Raw genomic sequence first — 21,567 nt, 5'->3', positions numbered from 1 at the left:
TTTCATTGCACCAGGGAGACGAGCTTCATCAGCCCTTCCACGACCTCTTCGGCCGTCGGGCCGTTCTCCGGGTCGAGCATGTGCTGCAGCATCACGCCCGAGTTCAGGGCCGTGGCCACCGCGCCGACCCGCCGCTCGTCCGCCTCGGTGAGGGTGTCCTCGTCGATCCCGAGGATGCCCGCCGCCATCCCCCGGCGGCCCTCGCGTTGCGCGGCGGCGAGCTGCTTCCGCAGCTCAGGGTGATGCTCGGACTGCACGAACGCCTCGATCGAGGCGATCCACAGCTGCCGGTTGCGCCCGTAGGAGTCGATCATCGCGCGCCAGGACGCCGCGTACTGCTCCGAGGGTGAGGCATCGGGGTCGACGGCGCCCCGCATCTCGACCTGGATCTCCTTGCCCCAGTCGTCCATCGCCTGGGAGAACGCCGTCAGCAGGAGGGCTTCGCGCGATCCGAAGTGGTAGCCGATCGCCGCGTGGCTGACCCCGGCGGCCGTCGCGATATCCCGCACCGTCGTGCGTGACCAGCCTTTTTCCTTCAAGCACTGGATGGCGCCCGCCATCAGGTCCTCGCGATTACCCATGCCCGAGATCCTAGACCACGCGGTTTATCCAACTGGTTTAACCAAGCGGCTTGACCAAGCGTGCAAATCTACCGTACGGTCGTTCCCATCACCACGAACCCCAGGGAGCAGCCATGACGACCACCGTTCTGATCTCCGGCGCCGGCATCGCGGGCCCGGCGCTCGCCTTCTGGCTGCGGAAGCGCGGATTCGCGCCGACCGTCGTCGAACGCGCCCCGGCCCTGCGTGAAGGCGGCAGCGCGGTCGACTTCCGCGGCGAGCAGATGGCCCTGCTGGAGCGCATGGGAATTCTCGAGGACATCCGCGCCAAGGAGACCGCGATGGGCGCGCAGGTCATCATCGACGTGCGAGGCAAGAAGGTCGCGCAGATGCCGTCGGCCTTCTTCAGCGGCGAGGTCGAGATCGAGCGCGGAGACCTGACTCGGATCCTTTACGACCACACGAAAGACGACGTCGAGTACGTCTTCGGCGACTGGATCACCGGGCTGGACGAGGTCGCGGACGGCGTCGATGTCGGTTTCGCCCATGGCGAGTCACGCAGATTCGACCTGGTCGTCGGCGCCGACGGGCTGCACTCGGGCGTGCGGCGGCTGGCGTTCGGCGAAGAAGAGCGATTCCGCACCGACCTCGGCTTCCACACCGCGGGCTTCACCGTGCCGAACCACCTCGGGCTCGACCATCTCGGCCAGATCTGCAGCGTCCCCGGCCGCACGATCATGGTCGCCAGCGGTCGTGACCGTGGGGCGCTCAATGTCGGTCTTGTCTTCGCGTCGGAGTCGCTGGAGGTGCGTCGCCGCGACGTCGAAGCGCAGAAGAAAGCCCTTGTCGAGCGCTACGCCGACTTCGGCTGGGAAGCCCCGACGCTGCTGAAAGGCCTCGACAACGCCGACGCGCTGTACTTCGATTCGCTCAGCCAGATCCATCTCGACAAGTGGTCGCAGGGCCGGGTCGTGCTGCTCGGCGACGCGGCCTGGTGCGCGGGTCCAGGTGGTTCGGGCACCGGGCTCGCGATGATGGGCGCGTACATCCTGGCGGGGGAACTCGCCGCCGCGCAGGGCGACCACGAAGTCGCCTTCGCGCGCTACGAAGAGAAATTGCGCGGGCCGGTGAAGGTCTCGCAGAAGCAGGCCGCCGGGATCGGCACGTTCCTCGCGCCGAAGACCCGGTTCATGGTCGGCTACCGGAACTTCCTGTACCGGATCCTGGGTTCGAAGCCGATGACCAAGGTGTTCACGTGGATCACCTCGCGCGCGGCGAACGCGGCGACGCTCGAAAACTATGACGCTCCGGTGGCCGCGCGGGGATAGTTTCAGTGGGTGATGGAGGAGAAGGAGTTCCGGAAGGTCCGACGTGGCACGGAACTTCGAAACCGGCGAGATCGCTTATGACCATCGAACCGTCGCGGTGTTGTGGGCGCAAGAGTGGGATGGCCGAAGGTGCGAGATCTTCGGAATCGCCGAGGCGCCCGTCGGCTACGGATCGATCACCTTCGTCGACGAGCCAGGACTGCTGGCCGTTCTGAGAGAACTGCTTCCCGAGTACCGGTTGTACACGCGGGCAGAGCTTGAAGCGCCGATCGACCTCACGGCGCCGCCATGGGTGAACGATCGCGAAGTCAAGTACTGGCGGCCTGACAACCTCGGCGAGGTCCTCTTCAACCACTGGGACTGAAAAAGTAGTTAGCAAAGCGTAGTATCGGCCTCGTGTTCACGACCAGGCCGGAACTGGCCGGCACCCACGGCATGGTGGCATCGACGCACTGGCTGGCTTCGGCCACCGGTATGGCGGTGCTCGAAAACGGCGGCAACGCCTTCGACGCGGCGGTGGCGGCCGGGTTCGTCCTGCAGGTCGCCGAGCCGCATCTGTGCGGCCCGGCGGGGCAGGTCCCCGGCATCTTCGTCACCGCCGAGGAGCGGACTCCGCGGGCTCTCGCAGGTCAGGGCGTCTCGCCCGCGGCCGCGACACCGGAGTACTTCGCCGATCTCGGTCTCGACCTGATCCCCGGCAGCGGTTTGCTCCCCGCGACCGTCCCTGGCGCCTGGGACGGCTGGCTGCTGCTCTTGCGGGATCACGGCACGAAGTCGTTGCGCGACGTGCTCGGCTACGCGATCTCGTACGCGCGCAACGGGATTCCGCTGGTCAGCCGGGTCGGTGACACGATCCGCGCGGTGCAGGACCTCTTCACCGAGCATTGGCCGACGTCGGCCGCGCTCTGGCTGCCGGACGGCAAGCCCGCCGAAGGTCTGCACCGCAACCCGGCCCTCGCGGACACGTGGGAGCGGCTGGTCGCCGAGGCCGAGTCCGTCAGCGGCCGGGAGGCGCAGATCGACGCCGGACGCCGCGCGTGGTCGCAAGGTTTCGTCGCCGAGGCGATCGAGGCGTTCAGTCGCAAGGCTTTCCGTGACGATTCCGGGCGCGATCACGCCGGTCTCCTCACCGGCGAGGACATCGCGGGCTGGGAAGCGACGTACGAGGACGCGCTGCAGGTCGACTTCGGCGACTGGGGCCTGGTGAAGATGGGTGCTTGGACGCAGGGCCCGGCGTTGCTGCAGCAGGCGCGGTTGCTGGACGGGCTGCGCGACGAGTTGTCCTATGTGGACGGTATTCCGACGGAATGCACGGTGCACCTGGCCGTCGAGGCGACGAAGCTGGCGTTCGCGGATCGTGAGGCTTGGTACGGGGATTCGCCCGACGTGCCGATCGAGTTGCTGATCTCCCGCGAGTACGCGGACGCCCGCCGCGCGTTGATCACCGAAGAGGCGTCCGCGGAACTCCGGCCGGGAGGCCCTTCGCCGAGGCTGCCCGCGATTCTCGAAAAGCTGCGCGGACTGGAATCCGGTTCCGGTGCGACGGGGGAGCCGACGGTCGGGCCGCTGGGCGAGACTCGCGGCGACACCGTGCACATCGACGTCGTCGACGCGGCCGGGAACATGATCTCGGTGACGCCGTCGGGTGGCTGGCTGCAATCGAGCCCGACGATCCCGGAACTCGGTTTCTGCCTCGACTCTCGCGGGCAGATGTTCTGGCTGGAACAGGGTTTGCCGAACTCGCTGGCGCCTCGGAAGCGGCCGCGGATCACGCTTTCGCCGTCGATGGGCCTGCGCGACGGTGAGCCGGTGCTCGCGTTCGGGACTCCTGGCGGCGACCAGCAGGACCAGTGGCAGCTGTGTTTCTGGCTGGCGCACACGCTCGGTGGGCTGAACCTGCAGGAGTCGATCGACTCGCCCGCGTGGCATACGACCGCGTTCCCGAGTTCGTTCTATCCGCGCTCGTGGACGCCGCGGGAACTCGTGGTCGAGTCGCGGCTCGATCAGTCCACAATGGACGCTCTCGCCGCGCGCGGGCACGCCGTCGTCGACGCCGGTCCTTGGGCGCTCGGACGACTTTCGGCCGTGTCACGTTCCGGCGGTGTCTTGCGCGCCGCCGCGAACGCGCGCGGAATGCAGGGCTACGCCGCCGGCCGTTGACGCTCTCATGCCGTGAAGGCCTCCTTCCCTACCCTCAAAGTAGGGAAGGAGGCCTTCACGGCATCGCCCCGCCAGCCTAGGTTGTCCACAATGCCTCCCACCTGTGGACAACTCGGCTCACGCCCGCCTCCCCGCCCCCATCGGCGATAGACTGGCTTCGGGGTCGCCCCCCTGGGACGGGTGGGGGGTTTGGGTAGTGAGTCAAGAGCGTGGCTGTTCCCAGAGCCAGAATTCGATGCCCTGGTTGTCCACGCAGTCGGCGCTCAGGCCGTAGGGCTGCTGCTCGGTTTCGCCGACCTGGCCGCCTTGGGCGCGGACACGGTCGAGGGCGGCGGCGAGATCGTCGACGGCGTACATGAGTTTCCAGCCCACCTGCCGTCCCGGGCCGCCCCAGAGTCCGCCCTGCAGGCCGGAACCTTCGACACCCCAGCCGCCTTCGACGCGTCCGGGCGAGAACTGCCAGCCCAGAACGGCGCCGTAGAACGCCTTCGCGCGTTCGTCGTCGGGCACCTGGAAGGTGAAGTAGCCCGCTTCGCCGTGCCGGATCGGCGTGGCACCCGCCGAAGCGGGCCGAGACGCGGCCTGCGCGACGAGCCACCGCTGACCGTACGGGTCCTTGATCTCCCCGCTCAGCCCGTGGCCTTCGTCCGCCACGGGACGACGCAGTTCCCCGCCCAGCTCCACGGCACGCGCGGCCGCCGCGTGCACGTCCGCGACCTCGACCCGGATCAGCGGGCCACCGGCGGGCGCCACGACGATGCCCAGTTCGGGGAATTCCTCCGCGAACATCAGCACGCTGTCCCCGATGGCCAGTTCCGCGTGCCCGACCCGGCCGTCCTCCATCACGATCGGCTCGGACCGCCGCCGCGCCCCGAACACCTCGACATAGAAATCGAGCGCGGCACGGGCATCCGTCACCACGAGGTACGGCGTCAAAGAGCGGACTTCGGCTTCGGTAGTGAGTGTTTCCGTCATATCGGCTCCGTTCAGGACGGCGCGACGAAGGTTGTCGCGCAGTTCGGCGGCGAAGAGCGGGTCAGGCTCGACAGGCTGCGAGGGCGCGCGAAGCGCGTCGAACGGATCAGGCATCGCGACCCTCCTTCTCCTGGTAAGCACGCCGGAACGCGGCACGGGCCCGCACGAGCAACGCCTCCGTGGCGTGCACCGTGCGCTCGAGATGGCCGGCGACCTCCGGTACCGGGAGGCCGTCGACGTAGCGAAGCGTCAACGCGGCCTGGTGATGCGCTCCGAGCGACGCGAGCACCTCGCGTGCCAGGAGCGCGTCCAGCTGTTCGTCCCACGGATCGGTGTAGTCCTCTTCGTGGACGAGCCGCAGCCCGCGTTCCTCACGTGCTTTGCGCCGCCAGTGATCGGCGAGCTTGTGCCGGGCGACGCCGATCAGCCACCCGGTGCTCACTGGAGGTGCGAACTCCTTGCGACAGGCCCTCACCGCGCCGAGGAACGTCTCGGACGTCAGCTCCTCGGCGAGGGTGCGATCACCGCACCGGGACAGCAGGTACCCGTAGACCTCCGGCAACGCCGTCTCGTAGAGCGAAAGCAGCGCGAAGGCCGGGTCCCGATGCACCCGTGGTTCCGTCACATCCCCATCGTCGCTCGGGGAGCCACGACTCCGACGGGTGAAACCGAACTTTCTCAGTTTCGCGGATCCGGCAGCCGCCGAGCCACCGTGATCACCCCGGCCGTCAGCACCGCCTGGATCCCGATGACCAGCACGAACGCGCCCTTCATGCCGAGCGGCCCGGTGCCGGCGGAGGCGAACAAAGTCCCCAGTGTCGCCACACCCAACGCCATCGCGGCCTGCTGCGAAGTCGTCAGCATCCCGCTGCCGACCCCGGCGATCTCCGGCGGCACCTTCGACAGGACGATCCGGAACACGGTCGTCATCGCCAGCCCCTGACCGAGACCGCACAGCAGCATCCCCGGCACGAAATCGAGCACCCCCAGCTCCGGCCATTCCAGCAGCACGGTGCCGATCAGCGTCAGCAGCCCGAGCAGTTGCACCGAGAGACCGGCGGCCACCACCCGCTGCCCGAACCGCGTCACCAGACGGCTGCTGACCAGGCACATAGCGAAGAACGCGAGCGAAAGCGGCGCGGTCACCAGACCGGATCCCAGCGGGCCGAGGTGCAGGCCGTCCTGCAGCGTCACCGCGAACACGAACATGAACGCGCTGAACCCGACGAAGAACGGCACCCCGACCAGCAGCCCTTGCCGCACGCTCGGCAGCCGCATCACCGAAGGCGGGAGCAGCGGGACATCGCCTCGGCGCTCCATCCGGCGTTCGACGTGGACGAATCCGGCCGCGGCGAACGGGAAGACGACGAGCAGCGCGATCGTCCACAATGGCCAGCCGAGCACCGGCCCTTCCGCCAGCGGAAGCAGCAGCGACACCAACGCGATCGCCAGGAGGACCGTGCCGGGACGGTCGACGCCGAGCGGGTTCCGCGAGCGGCTCTCCGGGATCAGCCGCCGCGCGACCAGCAGACCGGCGATCCCGACGGGCACGTTGACCAGGAAGATCGGCCGCCAGCCGGTACCCCAGAGATCGGCGGCCACCAGTGCCCCGCCGAGGAACTGGCCGAGCACCATCGAAAGTCCCGCGGTCGCGCCGTAGAGACCCAGCGCCTTGGACCGGCGCTCACCGGTCGTGGTCGCCTGGATGATCGACAGCACCTGCGGCAGCATCAGCGCGGCCGCCGCCCCCTGCGCGGCCCGTGCCGGCACCAGCGTCAACGCCGTCGGCGCGATCCCGCAGAGCAGGGAGGTGAAGGTGAACGAGGCGAGCCCGATCAGGAACAGCTTGCGTCGGCCGAAGGCGTCACCGAGCCGTCCGCCGACGACGAGCAGAACGGCGTAGGCGATCCCGTAGGCCGCGACCACCAGCTCCAAGGTCGCGGACGAGGTGCGGAGATCCGACCCGATCGCGGGCAGGGCGATGTTGACGATGAAGAAATCGACGAGCGGAAGTGCCGCCCCCAGCAGCACGGTGACCAGGCCCGCCGAGGTCAGGGCCGGTCCGGCGGCGACGCGGGCGGGCGTCGCCGGAACTTGCGTGGAAGTCATGAGTACCACGATCAGCCGATCTCGACCCTGGTACCAGGAGTGTGTTTATCCTGGTACCGCCACTACCTGGTAACAGGCTTCGAGCTTTGCGAACCTGATGAGGTGACCATGACCGTCGATTCGCGAGTGGCCGAGGTGCGACGGCACGAACTGGCCGCCTTCCTGCGGAGCCGCCGCGAGCGCATCACCCCGGACCAGGTCGGCCTGCCGATCAGCGGCAGGCGCCGCACGCCGGGACTGCGCCGCGAGGAGGTCGCGCAGCTGGCCGGGGTCGGGGTCACCTGGTACACGTGGCTCGAACAGGGCCGCGACATCAACGCGTCCGAGCAGGTGCTGGACGCGATCTCGCGCACCCTGCGGCTCGACCCGCACGAGCACACGCACCTGTTCACCCTCGCCGGCGCGCCCGAGCCGCCGCTGGAGAAGGACTGCAAGCTCCTCAGCCAGAACGTCTACCGGATGATGAACAAACTGGAGCCGTTCCCGGTCTGCGTGCGCAACGCGCGATGCGACATCCTCGCCTACAACCGGGCCTACGACTGGCTGATGGGCGGCCTCGACGCGATCCCGTTCGAGGACCGCAACACCCTCATCCAGTGCCTGACCAATCCCGAGTGGCGCCGCAGGCTCCCGGACTGGGAGGTCAACCTGCCCCGCGTGGTCGCCGGATTCCGCGCGGCGATGGCCGAGCACATCGCCGAACCTGCGTGGAAGAACCTGGTCAAACGGCTGCGGCAGGAGTCCAACCTCTTCGAGCGGATGTGGAAGGAACACGACGTCTCCAGCGAGCGGATCGTCCTCAAGCGCTACCTGCACCCGGACGTCGGCCTGTTGCGGTTCGAGTTCTCGTACCTGTACCTCGGTCGGCGTTCCGAGATCTCCCTGGCGACGCTGACCCCGGCGGACGACGAGACCGCGGCGAAACTGCCCAGCTCCTTCTGAAGGGGGAGGCGGACCAGGCTCGCGAGGGAGCCTTTCCGCGACGTGAACGCCGACGCTGGGTGCATGACCGCAGTGATGGCTCCACCCAAGATCTCCAGCGTCCGCCTGATCGTCTGCTACGCCGCGATCCTGGGCACGCTCCCGTACCTGGCCCTCAAGGCGTCCTGGGTCACCGGCGGCTCCCTCGGCCTGCGTGATCCGTCCTTTGTGGACTCCGAGCTGATGATGTTCGCGAACCTGGTCACCGGCGGGATGGACGTCGTCGCGGTGGTCCTCGCGCTCGCGTTCACCTACTCCTGGGGCCGCCGGATCCCCGCGCCGCTGGTCCTGTTCCCGATCTGGATCGGCACCGGGCTGCTCGCGCCGATCGTGCTGGACATCCCGGTGATCATCGCCGACCTGTCCACCGCGCAACTGACCGAAATGCCGCTGGAGAACTGGGTCTGGGCCGTCGTCTACGGCGGCTTCGCCTGGCAGGGCATCCTGCTGCTGACCGCGTTCGTGCTCTACGCCCGCGATCGCTGGTGGTTCGTCGTCACCGGCACCGTGAAGCCGGGCACGATCGGTGTGGCGGGCCTGCTCGGCATCGCCGCCGCGCTCGTCATGGCGGTCGGCCACTCGATCTGGGCGTTCGGGACCGGCGGGATCGCGGCCCGCGGCCAGGACGTCGTGATCGCGGTGCTCGGTGTCCTCGCCGCGATCGCGCTGGCGAACGTGTCACGCGGACGGTTCTGGCCGCGGCTGGTGCTGGTGTGGACCGGCGCCGGGGCGATGGCGGGCACCGGGATGTGGGGCCTGTTCGCCGCGCTCACCATGGGATCAACCGATCACGCGGCGGTGCTGGCCGTCCAGGTGGTCGGCGGGGTGCTGATGATGATCTCGGTCCTGCGGCGGCTACCGGTGGTCGAGCAGGCGACGTGATTCCTTGTTGAAGCCGGGAACCGTCTTCTCGAATCTTTCGAGGAATTCGCTCAACGTTTCCGGTGGTCGTTTCGGATGATTGGTCATGGCAGGAATCAGTGGCCTGTAGCCGGTGACTTCGGAGTCCGGGAAGGCCGAGCGCATGCCGGTCAATCGTCGCTTCACTCGCGCCGGCCTCGGCCAGACGCAGCAAGAGATCCGTCAACCGGATGGGAATGAGCACGCAGGCATCGAGGAAGGCGGGAAAGGGCACGGCTAGCGAGTCTGGATGAACCCGTCGACGATGTCATCGCTGCCATCCCGGCTCGCCGAAGCTGTCAGCTCATCGAGTAATCCTTGCCGTTCCGCACGAGAGCGCGCCCGGTATTCGAGCAGGTCACTGAGGAGAACCCGCCGGTGCCGTCCCGGTTTCTCGAACGGGATCTCGCCGGATTCCAGCAGCTTGACCAGCGTCGGCCGGGAGACGTTGAGCATGTCGGCCGCCTGCTGGGTGGTCAGGACGGCGTTCAGTGGCGCGATGTTGATGGCGAAGCCCTGGGACATGGCTTTGACGACGTCCCGGAGAACGTCGTAGACCTGCTCGGGAAGGGTCACTTCGCTACCGTCCGGGCCCACCAGTTTCGCCTGCCGGGCGCGGGATGCCGCGACCATGAACTCGTCGAGCCGCCGGAGTTCCCGACGGGCGTCCGGCTCGGTGGCGGAAGGCGGCAGCACGGTGGTTAATCGAAAAAAACGAAATACGCATCCCGGGTGGCGGCTACCGCAGGCGGCGTAGCCGTAAAGCCGCTTTTCAACGGACGCGATCCACCCCCGCCACGGGTAGCTTTCGTCCTGTGCTGCTGAAAGAACGGTTTCCGTGGACCCTCTGGGTGGGCCGCGTGCTGCGCGTGGTGCTGCCGCTGGGGTTCGTCCTCGGTGCCACGAGCGGTGCCTCGCGCTGGCAGCCGGACGCGCCGCAGCTGACCACGTCCGCGGTGTTGTGGCTGGTCGCCATCGCGGTGCCGCTGCTGATCGTCCACCGCTTCCCGTTGACGATCTTCCTGCTCACCTCCGCGTTGACGCTCGGCTACTACACGTCCGGCAATCCGGGCGGTCCGGCGATCGTGTTGCCGACCATCGCGCTGTTCCTGCTCACCAGGATCCGCGGGCCGATCGTCGCCGGGAGCGCCGGCGGAGCGCTCCTGACGGCGGCGGGGATCGCGTTGTTCGCCCGGCACGGGCTGCCGGGCTTCGATCTGCGGGCCGGGCTGGGGCTGGTCTGGGTGATCGCCGTCGTCGGGATCGGGACGGCGGTGCGCAACGGGATGGCGGCCGCGCGGGCCCGCCGCGAGCAGGCCGACGAGCACCGGCACCGGATGGCCGAGCAGGAGCGGCTCACCATCGCCCGCGAGGTGCACGACGTCGTCGCGCACAGCCTCGCGATGATCAACGTCCAGGCGGGGGTCGCCGCGCACGTCGCCGACCGGCGTCCTGAACAGGCGAAAGAGGCGCTGCTGAACATCAAGGAGGCGAGCGCTTCGGCGCTGAAGGACCTTCGCGCCACGTTGGCCGTGCTGCGTTCCGGTGAGGACAAGGCGCCCGCGCCGAGCCTCGCCCAGGCCGACGAGCTGTTCGAGCACGCCCGCGCCGCCGGGTTGGAGGTCCGCGTCGACGGTGAGCCGGGGGAGTTGCCCGCGCCCGTCGACGGCGCCGCGTACCGGATCCTGCAGGAATCGCTGACGAACGTCGTCCGCCACGCGCATCAGGCGCGCGGTGTCGACGTCAGCTTCGAGCGGAAAACCGGTGCGCTGACGCTGCTCGTCCGCGACGATGGCCGTGGCGCCGTCGATCCCGCGCCCGGTCACGGCCTGCGCGGGATGTCCGAACGGGCGGCCGCGCTGGGCGGCGCGCTCACGACGTCCGTGGTGGACGGCGGCTTCCAGGTCCGGGTGGACCTGCCCATCGAGGGGGAACGATGACGATCCGGGTGGTTCTCGCCGACGACCAGGTGCTGGTCCGCGCAGGTTTCCGGGTACTGCTGGAGACCGAGGACGGGTTCGAGGTCTTGGCCGAGGCGGGTGACGGGGAGCAGGCCGTCGCGGCCGCCGTCGCACACCAGCCGGACATCGTCGTGATGGACGTCCGGATGCCCGGCGTCGACGGGCTCGAAGCGACGCGGCGGATCACCGCGAATCCCGAGCTGGCCGGGGTGAAGGTCCTGGTTCTGACCACGTTCGACGTCGACGAGTACGTCTACGAGGCGTTGCGCGCCGGCGCGAGCGGGTTCCTGCTGAAGGACACCGATCCGGTGGAACTGCTGCGGGCGCTGAAGGTGGTCGCCGCGGGCGAGGCCCTGCTGGCGCCGACCGTGACCAGGCGGCTGATCGCGGAGTTCGTCGACCGGCCGGAGAACCGCCGGATCGACGTGAGCGCCGTCCGCGAGATCACCGACCGCGAACGCGAGGTCCTCGGCCTGGTCGCCGGCGGGATGTCGAACGACGAGATCGCCGCGCATCTGGTGATCTCGACGGCGACCGCGCGCACGCACGTCAGCCGCATCATGACCAAGATCGGGGCGCGGGACCGGGCGCAACTGGTGGTGCTGGCGTACGAGTCCGGCCTGGTCAGCCCTCGCCGCTCGTGAACTCAGCCGCGCTTCAACTGTAGCGCCAGCCGCACGGCGAACACGACGGCCAACACGGCGACCAGGGCTATTTCCCAGGCCATGACGGCTCCTCCTCGTCCGGCATCCGAACGCTCCGATGCTCTGCCCTTAAGGCGCGTCAGAGGGGGAGGACGTTCACCGACACGGCCTGGCTCACCCGGATGGATTAACCGGTCGTTGCGTGCCGATCGTTCCTCCGCGCGGTGAACGGGCAGGTCCCGGTGCGCCACCTCCAGCTGGTCGTAGCGCTTGACGAAGGCGCGCACCGGGTTCTTGGTCGGACGTCTCGATCAGTTGTTGCGTTCGGTCGGCGGTGCCTTCTGGACCTGCGAGCTGAGCAGCGACCGGAACGCCTGCTCGGCCTGTGCCTCGGGTCCGAAGGCCTCGACGACGATCACCCGGGTGTAAAGGATGTACACGGCGCGATAGACGGTCGAGTCGGATGACTTACCGACGAAGACCGGTACCCCGCGCATCGCGAGGTCGCGGTCGGCGGTGAGACCGCCCTCCAGCTGCGCGTTCCCGTACTCCTGGGCGACCTTCGAGGTGCCCTGCGCGTCTGGGAAGTCGAGGGCGATCAGGCTGAGCGTGACCTCGCCGTCGGTGTTGGTCTTGAGCAGACATTCGGTCATGTTGGCGCGCTCGATCTGCGCGATCATCGGCTCCGGCAGGAACTTGGCCGACTTCAGCCTCGCGATGTCGAACGTGCCGCCACCGGCGCGCGGCGAGCCGGTAAGGTTGGCCAGCGCCGCGTCGTTGGCCGAGGGCTCGGGCTTGGCCGCCGGCGGTTCGGGGAGCGGCGTCGTGGTCGGCGCGGGCGGAGGCTGCGGCTGGCTCGAAGTCTGCTGCGCGGTGGGGTTGTCACCGACGGTGCTCGAGAGCAACGCCCACGCGCCGACGCCGACACCGGCCAGCACCACGACGGCGATCGCGGCGATGACGATCTTGCGCTTGCTGCCGGATGACGGCTTGATCTGGAACGACTCCGGTCCCTGGCTGACCCAGCTCGTGTCGTTGCCGGACGGCGCCAGCGGCGGGAACTCCGAACCGCCCCACGGCGGGCTCTGGTCCTCCGGCGTGTTCCAGCCGCCCTGCTGCTGTTGCTGTGGCGGCGGCGCGGGCTGGGCGAACCCGCCGCTCGGCGAGTGCTCACCGGTGCGCTGCGGGTACGGCTGCTGGAACCCGCCCGCGGGCGAGCCGGGGTGCTGCTGCGGCGGCTGTTGCTGAGGTTGCTGCTGGGGCTGCCATGGCGGGACGACCTGGGTGCGTTCGGCACCGCCGGTGTCCGCCGGCGACACCACCTGGGTCGCGTCGGCCGAGGGCCGCGGAGGCTGCCCCGGCGGCGCGACCGGCTGGATGATCTGCGTCTCGGCGGGGTTCGCTCCCGGCACCTGCGGGTGCTCAAAGGACACGGCCTGCGAGAGCACCTGGTCACGCCGAGTGCGGTAATCGTCGGCCGTGAGCTTCCCGGCCGCGAGTTCCTCGTCGAGCCTGCGCAGCTCTTCCTGCCAGGTCACCCCGTTACCCCCTTTGGATCAGTCGTCCCCGAGCGACGAAGGATCTTTGTCGTCGCGGCCTCCATGACCGCTCCGGGCACATTGTGCACGGGAGGCGGCCGAGCGTCGCGGCCTACCACCCAGTCGTAATATTCGGGCGACCGATCCCGCCCGTCGCCCGGCTCACCTCGGGGTTTGCGCGAGGACCCTGGCGAGCCGGTCGATGGCCCCATCGCGGAAGAGCACCGATGATCCGCCGACGACATTGCGCTCCACGAACTCGAACACGACGACGTCGCGGTCTTCGAACAGATCCTTGAGCGTCCCGTCGTCTCCCGCGGCCACCGTGTCGGTGTGGACGATCGTCAGATCCCTGCAGGTGGCGGCGAGGAACGGGCTGGCGAACTGGGTGAACGAGTCGGCGACCACCGCCATGTTGGGCGTGACGGTGCCGCGGGTGGTGTCGGGCTGGTTCAGCCGCAGCGGGGTCTTGAAGTCGCTGGCGAGGTACCGCGTCCGATCGGCACCGCCGTCCGGGGCCAGCGCGTAGGCCCGCAGGGTGCGGTCCACCGCCCGCCCCAGCAGCCGCTCGAGGTCGGCAGGCCACGGCCTCGAACCGCTCTCCTTCGCCTGCCAGGTCGCGGTGACCCCGGGCGTGATCGCCTGCGCGAGCGCGTAAGTCATGGTGAGCCCGGCTTCGAACGTCCAGTGGGTGTCGTTCGGGACGTACACCGACCGGCCGAGGCGCCGCTCGGTGTCGGCGAGCGAGCCACGCAGGTCGATCGCCCTGGTCGCGGCGGGCACCTTGCCCCAGAACTCGGCCGTCCGCGGTGGCGCGCAGTCGTGACCGGCGTAGTGGTCCGGCAGCTGCGCCGGCTTCATCGTGGACTTGTCGGGCGCGAAGACGAGCTCGAACCGGCGTCCCGACGACTCGACCGCCTGACGTAACCGGTTCAACATCGCGATCACCCGGTCGAGGTCCATCACCGGCTCGCACCGGGTGTGCATGTCCTCCCCGAGGTACAACCAGCCGTCCTTGCCGACGACGACCGGGGGATAGGCCTGCGGTCCCTTCGGCACGCGCCCCTTGCTCGGAGTCCCCGCCGTGCTGTCCTGCGCACCGGCCGCGGCGCCGGGCGGGTCGCCGAAGACGCCGGTACTGATGCCGTCCGCGGCGTTCACCCCGGCCTGGCGCAACGGGAGGTGGTCGGTCGCCCAGCCGGACAGCCCGGTGAAGAAGCTCCAGCCGTCGCCGAAACCGGGGAATTCACGCAACGGGCGGTTTTCGAACGGCTCGGTCCGGACACCGACGACCAGCAGGAGCACGGGGACGAAGAAGAAGGCGAGCGCGCAGGTCAGCGCCGTCCGCTGCCGCCTGCTGTGCCGCGGCCGGTAAAGGCTGTGCTCGTTCGGCAACCACGATTCCGGTGTCTGGAGCAGCTCTGCCGGCCCGGACGAAGTCGGTGGGGGGTTGACGAACACACCCGTGATCGTAGCGGGGCATGCTCGCCGCCGGAGGCGAATGTGAAGACCGGTCTCACTGGCGGATAGTCTCCTCGTCATGGGCAAGGGGACTCCTGGCGAGCGGTTGATCGAGTGGACCGGCGAGCGGTGCGTGCCGTGGGCCGACGACGTCCAGGTGATCTACGAGCACTATCACCGCTACGCGTTCGCCACCCGGTTCGCCGCCGGGAAACGGGTGCTCGACCTCGCCAGCGGCGAGGGCTACGGCAGCGCCCTGCTCGCCGGGTCCGCGGCCGAGGTGGTCGGGCTGGAGATCGACCCGGTCACCGTCGACCACGCCCGCGCCCGCTATCCGGAGGTTACCTTCGAGGTCGGTTCGATCACCGACCCGGAGGCGCTCGCGGGCACGGAGCCGTTCGAGCTGATCACCTGTTTCGAGGCGATCGAGCACGTCGAGGAGCAGGACGCGATGATGGCCCTCGTCCGTGCGCGGCTCGCGCCGGGCGGGATCTTCCTGTGCAGCACCCCGGATATCGCCGTGTACAGCGGCGACCACGGCAACCAGAACCCGTTCCACGTCCACGAGCTGACCGAGTCGGCGTTCCGGACGCTGATGGAGAAGAGCTTCGAGCACGTCACCCTGTTGCGGCAGAACGTCGCGGTCGGTTCGCTGATCCACGACGGCGGAACCTCGGCGGCCGAGCTGTTCCGGCTCGAGCAGGGCGACGGCGACGAGTGGCGGGTCGCCGACGGTGCGCCGCACACGTACTTCGTCGCGGTCGCGTCCTCGGCGCCGATCACCCTGCCGACCGCTTCCATGCTGGTGGACCCGCATCTGACGCTGGTCGCCAAGGCCAACGCCGATGCGGAGACCCACGCGGCCGAGGCGGACCGGGCGCGCGTCGCACTGGACCGTGCCGAGGACGGGCTGCTCCGGGCAGGCGAACAGGCCGCCCGGCAGGCGGACGAAATCGCGGAGATCACCGCCGCCGAACGGCGTGCGGTGGAGGAACGCGACCAGGCGGCCGCCCGTGCCGAGAGCGCTCGCGCCGCACACCGCCGGGCCGCGAACGAACTCGCCCTGCTGCAGCGGAAGGCGGCCAACGACCGCGACCGGCTGCAGTGGCTCGGCCGGAACAACGTCCAGCTGAGCGAGACGGTCGGTCGCCTCGCCGCCGAGAACTCCCAGCTGCGCGCCGAGCAGTCCGCGCTCGTCCAGCGCGTGCTCGGCACGTACCGCGGCGCGATCGAGAAGTTCGCTCCCCGCGGCACCCGCCTGCGTGACTTCTACGAGACGGCGCTCGGCCGCCCCACGGGAGCGGAGCCCGCCGGGGCGGCCGTACCCGGCCCGGTCGCGGTCACCACCAGCGACGAGCCGATCGTCAGCGTCGTCATCCCGGTCTACGGCAACTGGTCCTACACGCGTGCCTGCCTCGACTCGATCCAGCGCCACCTGCCGACCACCCCCTTCGAGGTCATCGTGGTCGACGACGCGTCGCGCGACGACTCCGCGGACCGGGTCGCCCAGTGCGCCGGGATCCGGCTGGTGCGGGCGCCGCGGAACCTCGGCTTCGTCGGCGCGTGCAACCTCGGCGCCGGACACGCGCGTGGCGACTTCGTCATGTTCCTCAACAACGACACCGAGGTCCGGCCCGGCTGGCTGGACGAACTGGTCGACGTCGTCGAGACCCGGCCGGACGTCGGGCTCGTCGGCTCGAAGCTGGTCTACCCGGACGGCAGGCTGCAGGAATGCGGCGGGATCATCTGGGCCGACGGATCCGGCTGGAACTACGGCAGGCTGCAGAACCCGGACCTGCCCTGGTTCCAGGCACTGCGCGACGTCGACTACTGCTCCGGGGCCGCGGTGCTGGTCCGTCGTCAGCTGTTCGAGCGGATCGGCGGGTTCGACAAGCGGTACTCGCCCGCCTACTACGAGGACACCGACCTCGCGTTCGCCGTGCGGGCGGCCGGGTTCCGGACGATGGTGCAGCCGTCGTCCGTGGTCGTCCACCACGAGGGCGTCTCGAACGGCACCGACCTCGCCGCCGGGGTCAAACGGCACCAGGAACTGAATCGCGGCGTGTTCGTGGACAAGTGGAGCGTCCAGCTGCGCGACCACCTCCCGTCGGCCAGTGCGCGCGCGTTGTGGTCGGCACGGCAGCGCACCGCGGACGGCCATCGCGGTGGCACCGTGCTCGTGGTCGACCACCAGGTCCCCACGCCGGACAAGGATTCCGGGTCGGTGCGGATGGCCAGGATCCTCGAGCTGTTCGTCGGGCTGGGACATCGCGTCGTCTTCATGCCGTTCAACAACGCGCTGCCGGAGCCGTACGCGAGCCGGCTGTACCGCATGGGCGTCACCGTGGTCACCGGCCAGGACGAGCAGCTGGAGTTCCTGCGCGACGCCGGTCCCGACCTGCGGCTGGCCGTGCTGTCGCGGCCGCATGTCGCCTGGCAGTGGATCGAGCAGGTCCGCCAGCACGCGCCGAACTGCCTCATCGCCTACGACACCGTCGATCTCCACTTCGTCCGGCTCACCCGGCAGGCCGATCTGGTCGCGCAACTCGGCGACACGAGCGAAGAGGTGACCTTGCGCCGGCGCGCGGAAGTGCTGCGCGAGTCGGAACTCGGCCTGACCAGGCTCGCCGACGCCACCTTCGTCGTGTCCGACGTCGAACGGGAGCTCCTGCGGGAACTCGTCCCGTCGGCCAGGGTCGAGGTGCTGTCGAACGTGCACTACGCCGACGGCGCCGCGTCGGTTCCCGACGGTCGCGACGGGATCGTCTTCGTCGGCGGCTTCGATCACGTGCCGAATCGGGACGCCGCACACTGGCTCGCCACCGAGATCATGCCGCTCGTGCGCGAGCGCAGGCCCGACGCGGTCGTGCAGATCGTCGGCAGCAACCCGCCACCCGCGGTGCTCGAGCTCGAACGCGACGGCGTCGTCGTGCGGGGCTGGGTGCCGGACCTCGACGAGGTCTACCAGACCGCGCGGGTGGTCGTCGCGCCGCTGCGGTTCGGGGCGGGCGTGAAGGGGAAGCTCGGCGAGAGCCTCGGCTACGGCGTTCCCGTCGTGGCGACCTCACTCGCCGCCGAGGGCATGCACCTCACGCACGGTCAAGACGTTCTGCTCGGGGAGACGGCCGAGGAACTCGCCGACCGGATCGTCACCCTGCTCGAGGACGACAAGCTGTGGACTCGCCTGTCCGAGGAGGGCAAGACCGTGGTGGAGAACCGATTCGGCGCGGAACTGGCCCGGCGGACCCTCGCCGACCTCCTTGAACAGGGTGGTCAGGCCTGATCAGCTCGGCGGCAGCGCTTCCTTGAAGGTGGCGCGCGTCTTGTCGAGGCTGGTGCGGAGCTTGTTCTTGTCCAGGTCGAACGGCTGCGACGCCCACAGCACGACGGCGACCTTGCCTGAGGTGTACCACGTGCCGTCCATGCGGCGTGCCCCATCGCGTCCGGTGACGGACTCGGGGTCGTCGGCCCGCAGAGCGAATCCGCCCGCCTGGGAAGCCTGCATCAGGTAGGCGACGACGGCCTTCGCGTCTTCGTCCGACCGCGTGGGGATGGCGTACGCGAGATAGCCGATGTCGCCGTCGCTGGAGCCACGGAAGACGACGCTGGTGACACCGTGCTGGGCGAAGATCTGCGCGGACTCCTTCTGGAAGAGCTTCAGCTCGACCCCTTTGTCGAGCGAGACCGTGGAGTTCTCGGGGAGCGCCGAGCCGGGCAACGCCGGAACGCGGTCCTCGAGCGCGGGCTCCGGAGCGGGCCGGCCGGCGCTCGGCCCGCCGAGGGCGTCCGGTGCCTGCGCGATGGCGGGTGGCGACTGCTGATCGGGACCGTTCGCCGTACCGAGCCACAGGGTGCCGCCGATGACCATCCCCAGCACGACCAGCACGGCGGCGGCGACGAACAGCCAGGTCGGTTTCTTCTTGCCGACGACGGCGTAATCCTCCGGGGCGGGAGCGCTGTGCCGCGGACCGGCGTCGGGGACCAGTGACGGCAGGGTGCGGGGCAGCTGCCGGGAACCCGGATCGCGCCGGGGCTGGGGCGGCTCGGCGCGCAGGTACACCGTCGGGTTGATGTCGGCGGGCGACGGTGCGGTGGTCTTGTGGTCGGGGAGGCGGGGCACGGAGCGCCTGGCCTTCGGCGTCTCACGCTTCGAGGTCTCGGCGGCCGGCGGCGGCACGGGCGGGAGCGTGACGGTGGGAAGCTCGATCTGACGCATGGCCGGGTTGGTGCTGTGCCACGTCGCGCCTTGACGGCTCAGGGGCGACGCGACCGGCGACGGCATCGCCCCGCCGGAGGCTTCGGCGAGCAGTTCGTCCCGTCTTTTGCGGTGCTCCGCGTGCCCGATGCGACCCGAGGCCAGCTCGACGTCCAGCTGCCGAAGCTCGTCCTGCCAGCTCATATAGCCCCCTGCCGCCGGGTGTGGGCAGCCAGTGTCGCATGACCCGGACGGGTGGTTGATATTGGTCTTTCGCATTCTCGCGTCCGTTTCGGCGCAGGTCCAGCACTGTCCGGACGCGACGGGACGGACCCACCGGGGTGATGCTCTTTCGGCTGGTCAGCGGCGATCGGGCGGTCCCGCCGGTACGGTGGCGGACGTGGGAAGTGCCGGGTGACGGAAATCGACGAGTGTCGCGGCGCGCTGCGCGAGCTGGCCATCGGCAGGCTCGCCGGACGTGACGTCCGCACCTCGCATCTGGTCGAGGCCGGACTGGACGCGATCGTCGCCGGGCTCGACACCCCGTCCCTCGCCTTGCTCGCCGGGCTCGAATCCTCCGCCGAAGCCGCCGTCGACAAGGCGTTCGGCCAGGTCGTCGACGAACTCGGCCTCGAACTGCCCGCCGATCCGACAGCGGCCCGCTGGCTGCTGATCCACGGCTGGCTCACCGCGATGGTCGAAGGCCGTCTCTCGCCCGCGGCCGGCGGCGCGCTGGTCAGTGAGGTCGGCGAACTGCTCGGGTCGCCGCCGTCGTTGCGCGGGATCGCGCGGTGGTCGGCGATGCTCGACGGCTGGATCCCGACCGACCTCACCCCGAGGGACGTCTGCGAAGTGCCGATCCTCGAGGAATCGGCCGAGCTGCTCGAAGGACCTTGGCCACCTTCCCCGCGTCACCCGTAAAGCCCCGGTTTCTGTCGTACATGTGTTCTAAAATGGGCGTTGTACAGCAGGAACAGCGGCGAAAGGCAGACACGGATGGCCTACATCACCCTGCCCACGTTCGTGGGGTACAGCACGAGCTCGGGTCCCTCGCGTTCCTCGTTCGTCCGGCGCTGGCGCCGTCAGTACGAGGACCCGGCCCGGGGCGGGTTCAACTTCTACCTCCGCGCCGCGAACGCGATCCGTGCCGGGCGGATCTCCGGACGGGATCGCGAGGTACTGCGGGCGCTGGTCGAGAACTCGGACGAGCGCACTCGGCCGCACTACACCGAGATCGCCAACGGCTGGCTGCGCTACGTCGGGCGGCGCGACCTGCGGCTCGCGGAGGTCGGCCGGTCGCGATGGCGGCTCGGCTCGCTCGAAGTGGGCATCAATCCCCATCTCGGCCTGCGCAAGGGCGACGGCCCGGTGTACGTGACCTGGCTCTACTTCAAGGAGGAGCCGTTGAGCCGGGACGCCGCGCAGATGGTGCTGTGGCTGCTCGAACAGACCATGGACGAGCTGCGGCCGGGCGGGCGGCCGCTGGTGATCGACGTCCGGCGCTCGAAGGAGTTCGCGTTGTCGCCGCGCGATCGCGACAAGGTGCGGCCCTGGGTGCGGAGTGAGGCCTCGGCCTTCATGAGTCTTTGGGAGGCGGCCGCGTGAGCGAACGACGGCGAGCCCGCGTTCGGTGGGCTCGCCGTTCACGCACCGTCATTCTCACGGTTCCGGCGACGGCGCAAGACACCTGATCAGGTGACAGTTTCGCGGAGAATGCCCACGAGCTGGACAACTTGGGCCCTGAACACGAAGCTTTCCCAGTCTTAATCGGCCGAACCACCGAGGGTCGCTCGTGAACAACGCTTGGGAAGCCATCTCCAGGGTCGCGGATGAGCCCGCCTGGTACTGGGTCTACGACAAGCTCGCGTTCTGGCCGAGTACCTACGCGCACGCCTGGCCCGGTTTCCGTGAGCCCGCGCCGTCCGTCGCGTGGGATCTCGCGCCAGGGGGTCTCGACCGCTCGTCACCGGAATTCCGGCTCGGCCCGTACGCCGTCGAGCAGAACGACGTCGCCCGCGTCGCGCTCGCGGCGTTGAAGGACTGTGTCGCCGAGGACGAGTGGGTCTGGGTCCTGCACTGGCAGCACCAGTCGTACCGCTTCTACCCGCATCGGCACGCCGCGCTCGACCCGTGGCCGGTCCCGGTGTTCCCGCGGACCGACTACCACATGTTCCTGGCGAACGACTTCCGCTTCGGCACGCTCGGGCACCCGTGGGAACGGACGTTGTGCGTGTACGGCGAGAAACTCGTGCCCGCCTTCGAGAAGCACGGCGAACAGATTTTCAAGAACGTGCTGCGGCGGGACGGGGCGCCGGCCGTGCTGGCGGGCGGACCTGCCTAAACTCAGGCGGGTGTTCGAATACCACGGGTGGGTGACCATCCAAGCGAGCCCTTCCGGTGACGACGACGCCGCATTGCTCGAGCGCATCGTCGAGCGGGTGCACCGGGCCGTCCGCGACTTCGGCGACGCCGACCTGCTCGACCTCCGCTGGGCCGCCGGGGTGCCGGTGCTGCACCTGGGCGGCATGGACAAGCACGGCACGGCGATCGCGCCCGAGCTGGTGGACCTGTTCACCCGTGTCGGCGATCTCGCGCCCGGTTCCTACGGTCTCCTGCACGTCTGGGACGACCAGGATCCCGACCACGACAACGAGTTCAAGGTGTACCGGATGGCCCGCGGCCTGGTCGCCGAACGCGGCGACGACCACCTGTCGCCGGTCGCGCCGACCGTGATGGACGGCTACGAGATCTGAAT

The 21,567-nt window shown here is 69.4% G+C and carries 20 protein-coding genes; 12 read left to right on the top strand and 8 right to left on the bottom strand.

The features are described from left to right. Positions 1-2: 2 nt before the first annotated feature. Positions 3-581 (bottom strand): TetR/AcrR family transcriptional regulator, encoded by a 579-nt coding sequence (locus DMH01_RS22460; RefSeq protein ID WP_125679221.1) that lies wholly within the window; start codon positions 579-581, stop codon positions 3-5. Between the two features lie 113 nt (positions 582-694). On the opposite strand from DMH01_RS22460, the gene DMH01_RS22455 reads away from it, so the two are divergent. From DMH01_RS22455 to DMH01_RS22445, 3 genes are read left to right on the top strand one after another with little or no spacing between them, the layout of a single operon-like run. Continuing rightward, entirely contained in the window at positions 695-1,888 is a 1,194-nt protein-coding gene (locus DMH01_RS22455) for an FAD-dependent monooxygenase (protein ID WP_125679220.1), read from the top strand. Between the two features lie 43 nt (positions 1,889-1,931). Further along, positions 1,932-2,252 (top strand): hypothetical protein, encoded by a 321-nt coding sequence (locus DMH01_RS22450; protein ID WP_199745590.1) that lies wholly within the window; start codon positions 1,932-1,934, stop codon positions 2,250-2,252. Positions 2,253-2,284: 32 nt separating this feature from the next. Then, positions 2,285-4,048 (top strand): gamma-glutamyltransferase family protein, encoded by a 1,764-nt coding sequence (locus DMH01_RS22445; RefSeq protein WP_125679219.1) that lies wholly within the window; start codon positions 2,285-2,287, stop codon positions 4,046-4,048. Positions 4,049-4,249: 201 nt separating this feature from the next. Here DMH01_RS22445 and DMH01_RS22440 read toward each other — a convergent pair whose 3' ends face one another. The 3 genes from DMH01_RS22440 to DMH01_RS22430 are packed head-to-tail and all read right to left on the bottom strand — an operon-like array spanning position 4,250 to position 7,132. Beyond that, entirely contained in the window at positions 4,250-5,137 is an 888-nt protein-coding gene (locus tag DMH01_RS22440) for a VOC family protein (RefSeq protein ID WP_125679218.1), read from the bottom strand. Next, the gene (locus DMH01_RS22435; RefSeq protein WP_125679217.1) at positions 5,130-5,648 is read right to left on the bottom strand and encodes an RNA polymerase sigma factor; all 519 of its coding nucleotides are present in this window, start codon (positions 5,646-5,648) and stop codon (positions 5,130-5,132) included. The genes DMH01_RS22440 and DMH01_RS22435 overlap by 8 nt, the downstream gene beginning before the upstream one ends. Before the next feature lie 53 nt (positions 5,649-5,701). Beyond that, positions 5,702-7,132, bottom strand: a complete 1,431-nt coding sequence (locus DMH01_RS22430) for an MFS transporter (RefSeq protein ID WP_125679216.1) — start codon at positions 7,130-7,132, stop codon at positions 5,702-5,704. A gap of 108 nt (positions 7,133-7,240) precedes the next feature. On the opposite strand from DMH01_RS22430, the gene DMH01_RS22425 reads away from it, so the two are divergent. Further along, positions 7,241-8,074 (top strand): helix-turn-helix transcriptional regulator, encoded by an 834-nt coding sequence (locus DMH01_RS22425; RefSeq protein WP_125679215.1) that lies wholly within the window; start codon positions 7,241-7,243, stop codon positions 8,072-8,074. A gap of 63 nt (positions 8,075-8,137) precedes the next feature. After that, positions 8,138-8,995 (top strand): hypothetical protein, encoded by an 858-nt coding sequence (locus DMH01_RS22420; protein ID WP_233621639.1) that lies wholly within the window; start codon positions 8,138-8,140, stop codon positions 8,993-8,995. 255 nt (positions 8,996-9,250) lie between these two features. Here the strand turns inward: DMH01_RS22420 and DMH01_RS22410 are convergent, their stop codons facing one another. Beyond that, on the bottom strand, positions 9,251-9,709 hold the full coding sequence (locus tag DMH01_RS22410) for a helix-turn-helix domain-containing protein (protein ID WP_125679214.1): 459 nt from the start codon (positions 9,707-9,709) through the stop codon (positions 9,251-9,253). Positions 9,710-9,828: 119 nt separating this feature from the next. On the opposite strand from DMH01_RS22410, the gene DMH01_RS22405 reads away from it, so the two are divergent. Then, positions 9,829-10,953, top strand: coding sequence for a sensor histidine kinase (locus DMH01_RS22405; protein WP_125679213.1), 1,125 nt, complete (start codon positions 9,829-9,831; stop codon positions 10,951-10,953). Then, positions 10,950-11,618 carry a response regulator transcription factor gene (locus DMH01_RS22400; RefSeq protein WP_125679212.1) on the top strand — a complete coding sequence of 223 codons (669 nt, stop codon included), beginning with the start codon at positions 10,950-10,952 and terminating at the stop codon, positions 11,616-11,618. Before DMH01_RS22405 ends, DMH01_RS22400 begins: the two co-directional genes overlap by 4 nt. A 311-nt stretch (positions 11,619-11,929) precedes the next feature. Here DMH01_RS22400 and DMH01_RS22395 read toward each other — a convergent pair whose 3' ends face one another. Further along, complete coding sequence (locus DMH01_RS22395; RefSeq protein WP_125679211.1) at positions 11,930-13,156, bottom strand: DUF1707 domain-containing protein; 1,227 nt, start codon at positions 13,154-13,156, stop codon at positions 11,930-11,932. A 162-nt stretch (positions 13,157-13,318) separates the two neighbouring features. Then, a complete protein-coding gene (locus tag DMH01_RS22390) occupies positions 13,319-14,617 on the bottom strand; it encodes a hypothetical protein (RefSeq protein ID WP_233621638.1) in 1,299 nt (432 codons plus the stop codon). A gap of 79 nt (positions 14,618-14,696) precedes the next feature. Between DMH01_RS22390 and DMH01_RS22385 the strand changes: the two genes are divergently transcribed. Next, complete coding sequence (locus DMH01_RS22385; RefSeq protein WP_125679209.1) at positions 14,697-17,900, top strand: glycosyltransferase; 3,204 nt, start codon at positions 14,697-14,699, stop codon at positions 17,898-17,900. Here the strand turns inward: DMH01_RS22385 and DMH01_RS22380 are convergent, their stop codons facing one another. Continuing rightward, on the bottom strand, positions 17,901-19,016 hold the full coding sequence (locus DMH01_RS22380; protein ID WP_125679208.1) for a hypothetical protein: 1,116 nt from the start codon (positions 19,014-19,016) through the stop codon (positions 17,901-17,903). A gap of 210 nt (positions 19,017-19,226) precedes the next feature. Between DMH01_RS22380 and DMH01_RS22375 the strand changes: the two genes are divergently transcribed. From DMH01_RS22375 to DMH01_RS22360, 4 genes are all read left to right on the top strand, one after another. After that, positions 19,227-19,733, top strand: coding sequence for a hypothetical protein (locus tag DMH01_RS22375; RefSeq protein WP_125679207.1), 507 nt, complete (start codon positions 19,227-19,229; stop codon positions 19,731-19,733). Positions 19,734-19,808: 75 nt separating this feature from the next. Next, entirely contained in the window at positions 19,809-20,417 is a 609-nt protein-coding gene (locus DMH01_RS22370) for a hypothetical protein (protein ID WP_125679206.1), read from the top strand. Between the two features lie 187 nt (positions 20,418-20,604). Further along, entirely contained in the window at positions 20,605-21,153 is a 549-nt protein-coding gene (locus tag DMH01_RS22365; RefSeq protein WP_125679205.1) for a DUF2716 domain-containing protein, read from the top strand. A gap of 10 nt (positions 21,154-21,163) precedes the next feature. Then, positions 21,164-21,565, top strand: coding sequence for an immunity 7 family protein (locus DMH01_RS22360; RefSeq protein ID WP_125679204.1), 402 nt, complete (start codon positions 21,164-21,166; stop codon positions 21,563-21,565). Positions 21,566-21,567: the final 2 nt, after the last annotated feature.

Origin of the sequence: Amycolatopsis sp. WAC 04182, assembly GCF_003947465.1 — a bacterium.
In the GTDB taxonomy this organism is placed as follows: Bacteria; Actinomycetota; Actinomycetes; order Mycobacteriales; family Pseudonocardiaceae; genus Amycolatopsis.
Note: the sequence above shows the minus strand (reverse complement) of the source record. Positions and strands in the feature narration are given on the sequence as shown.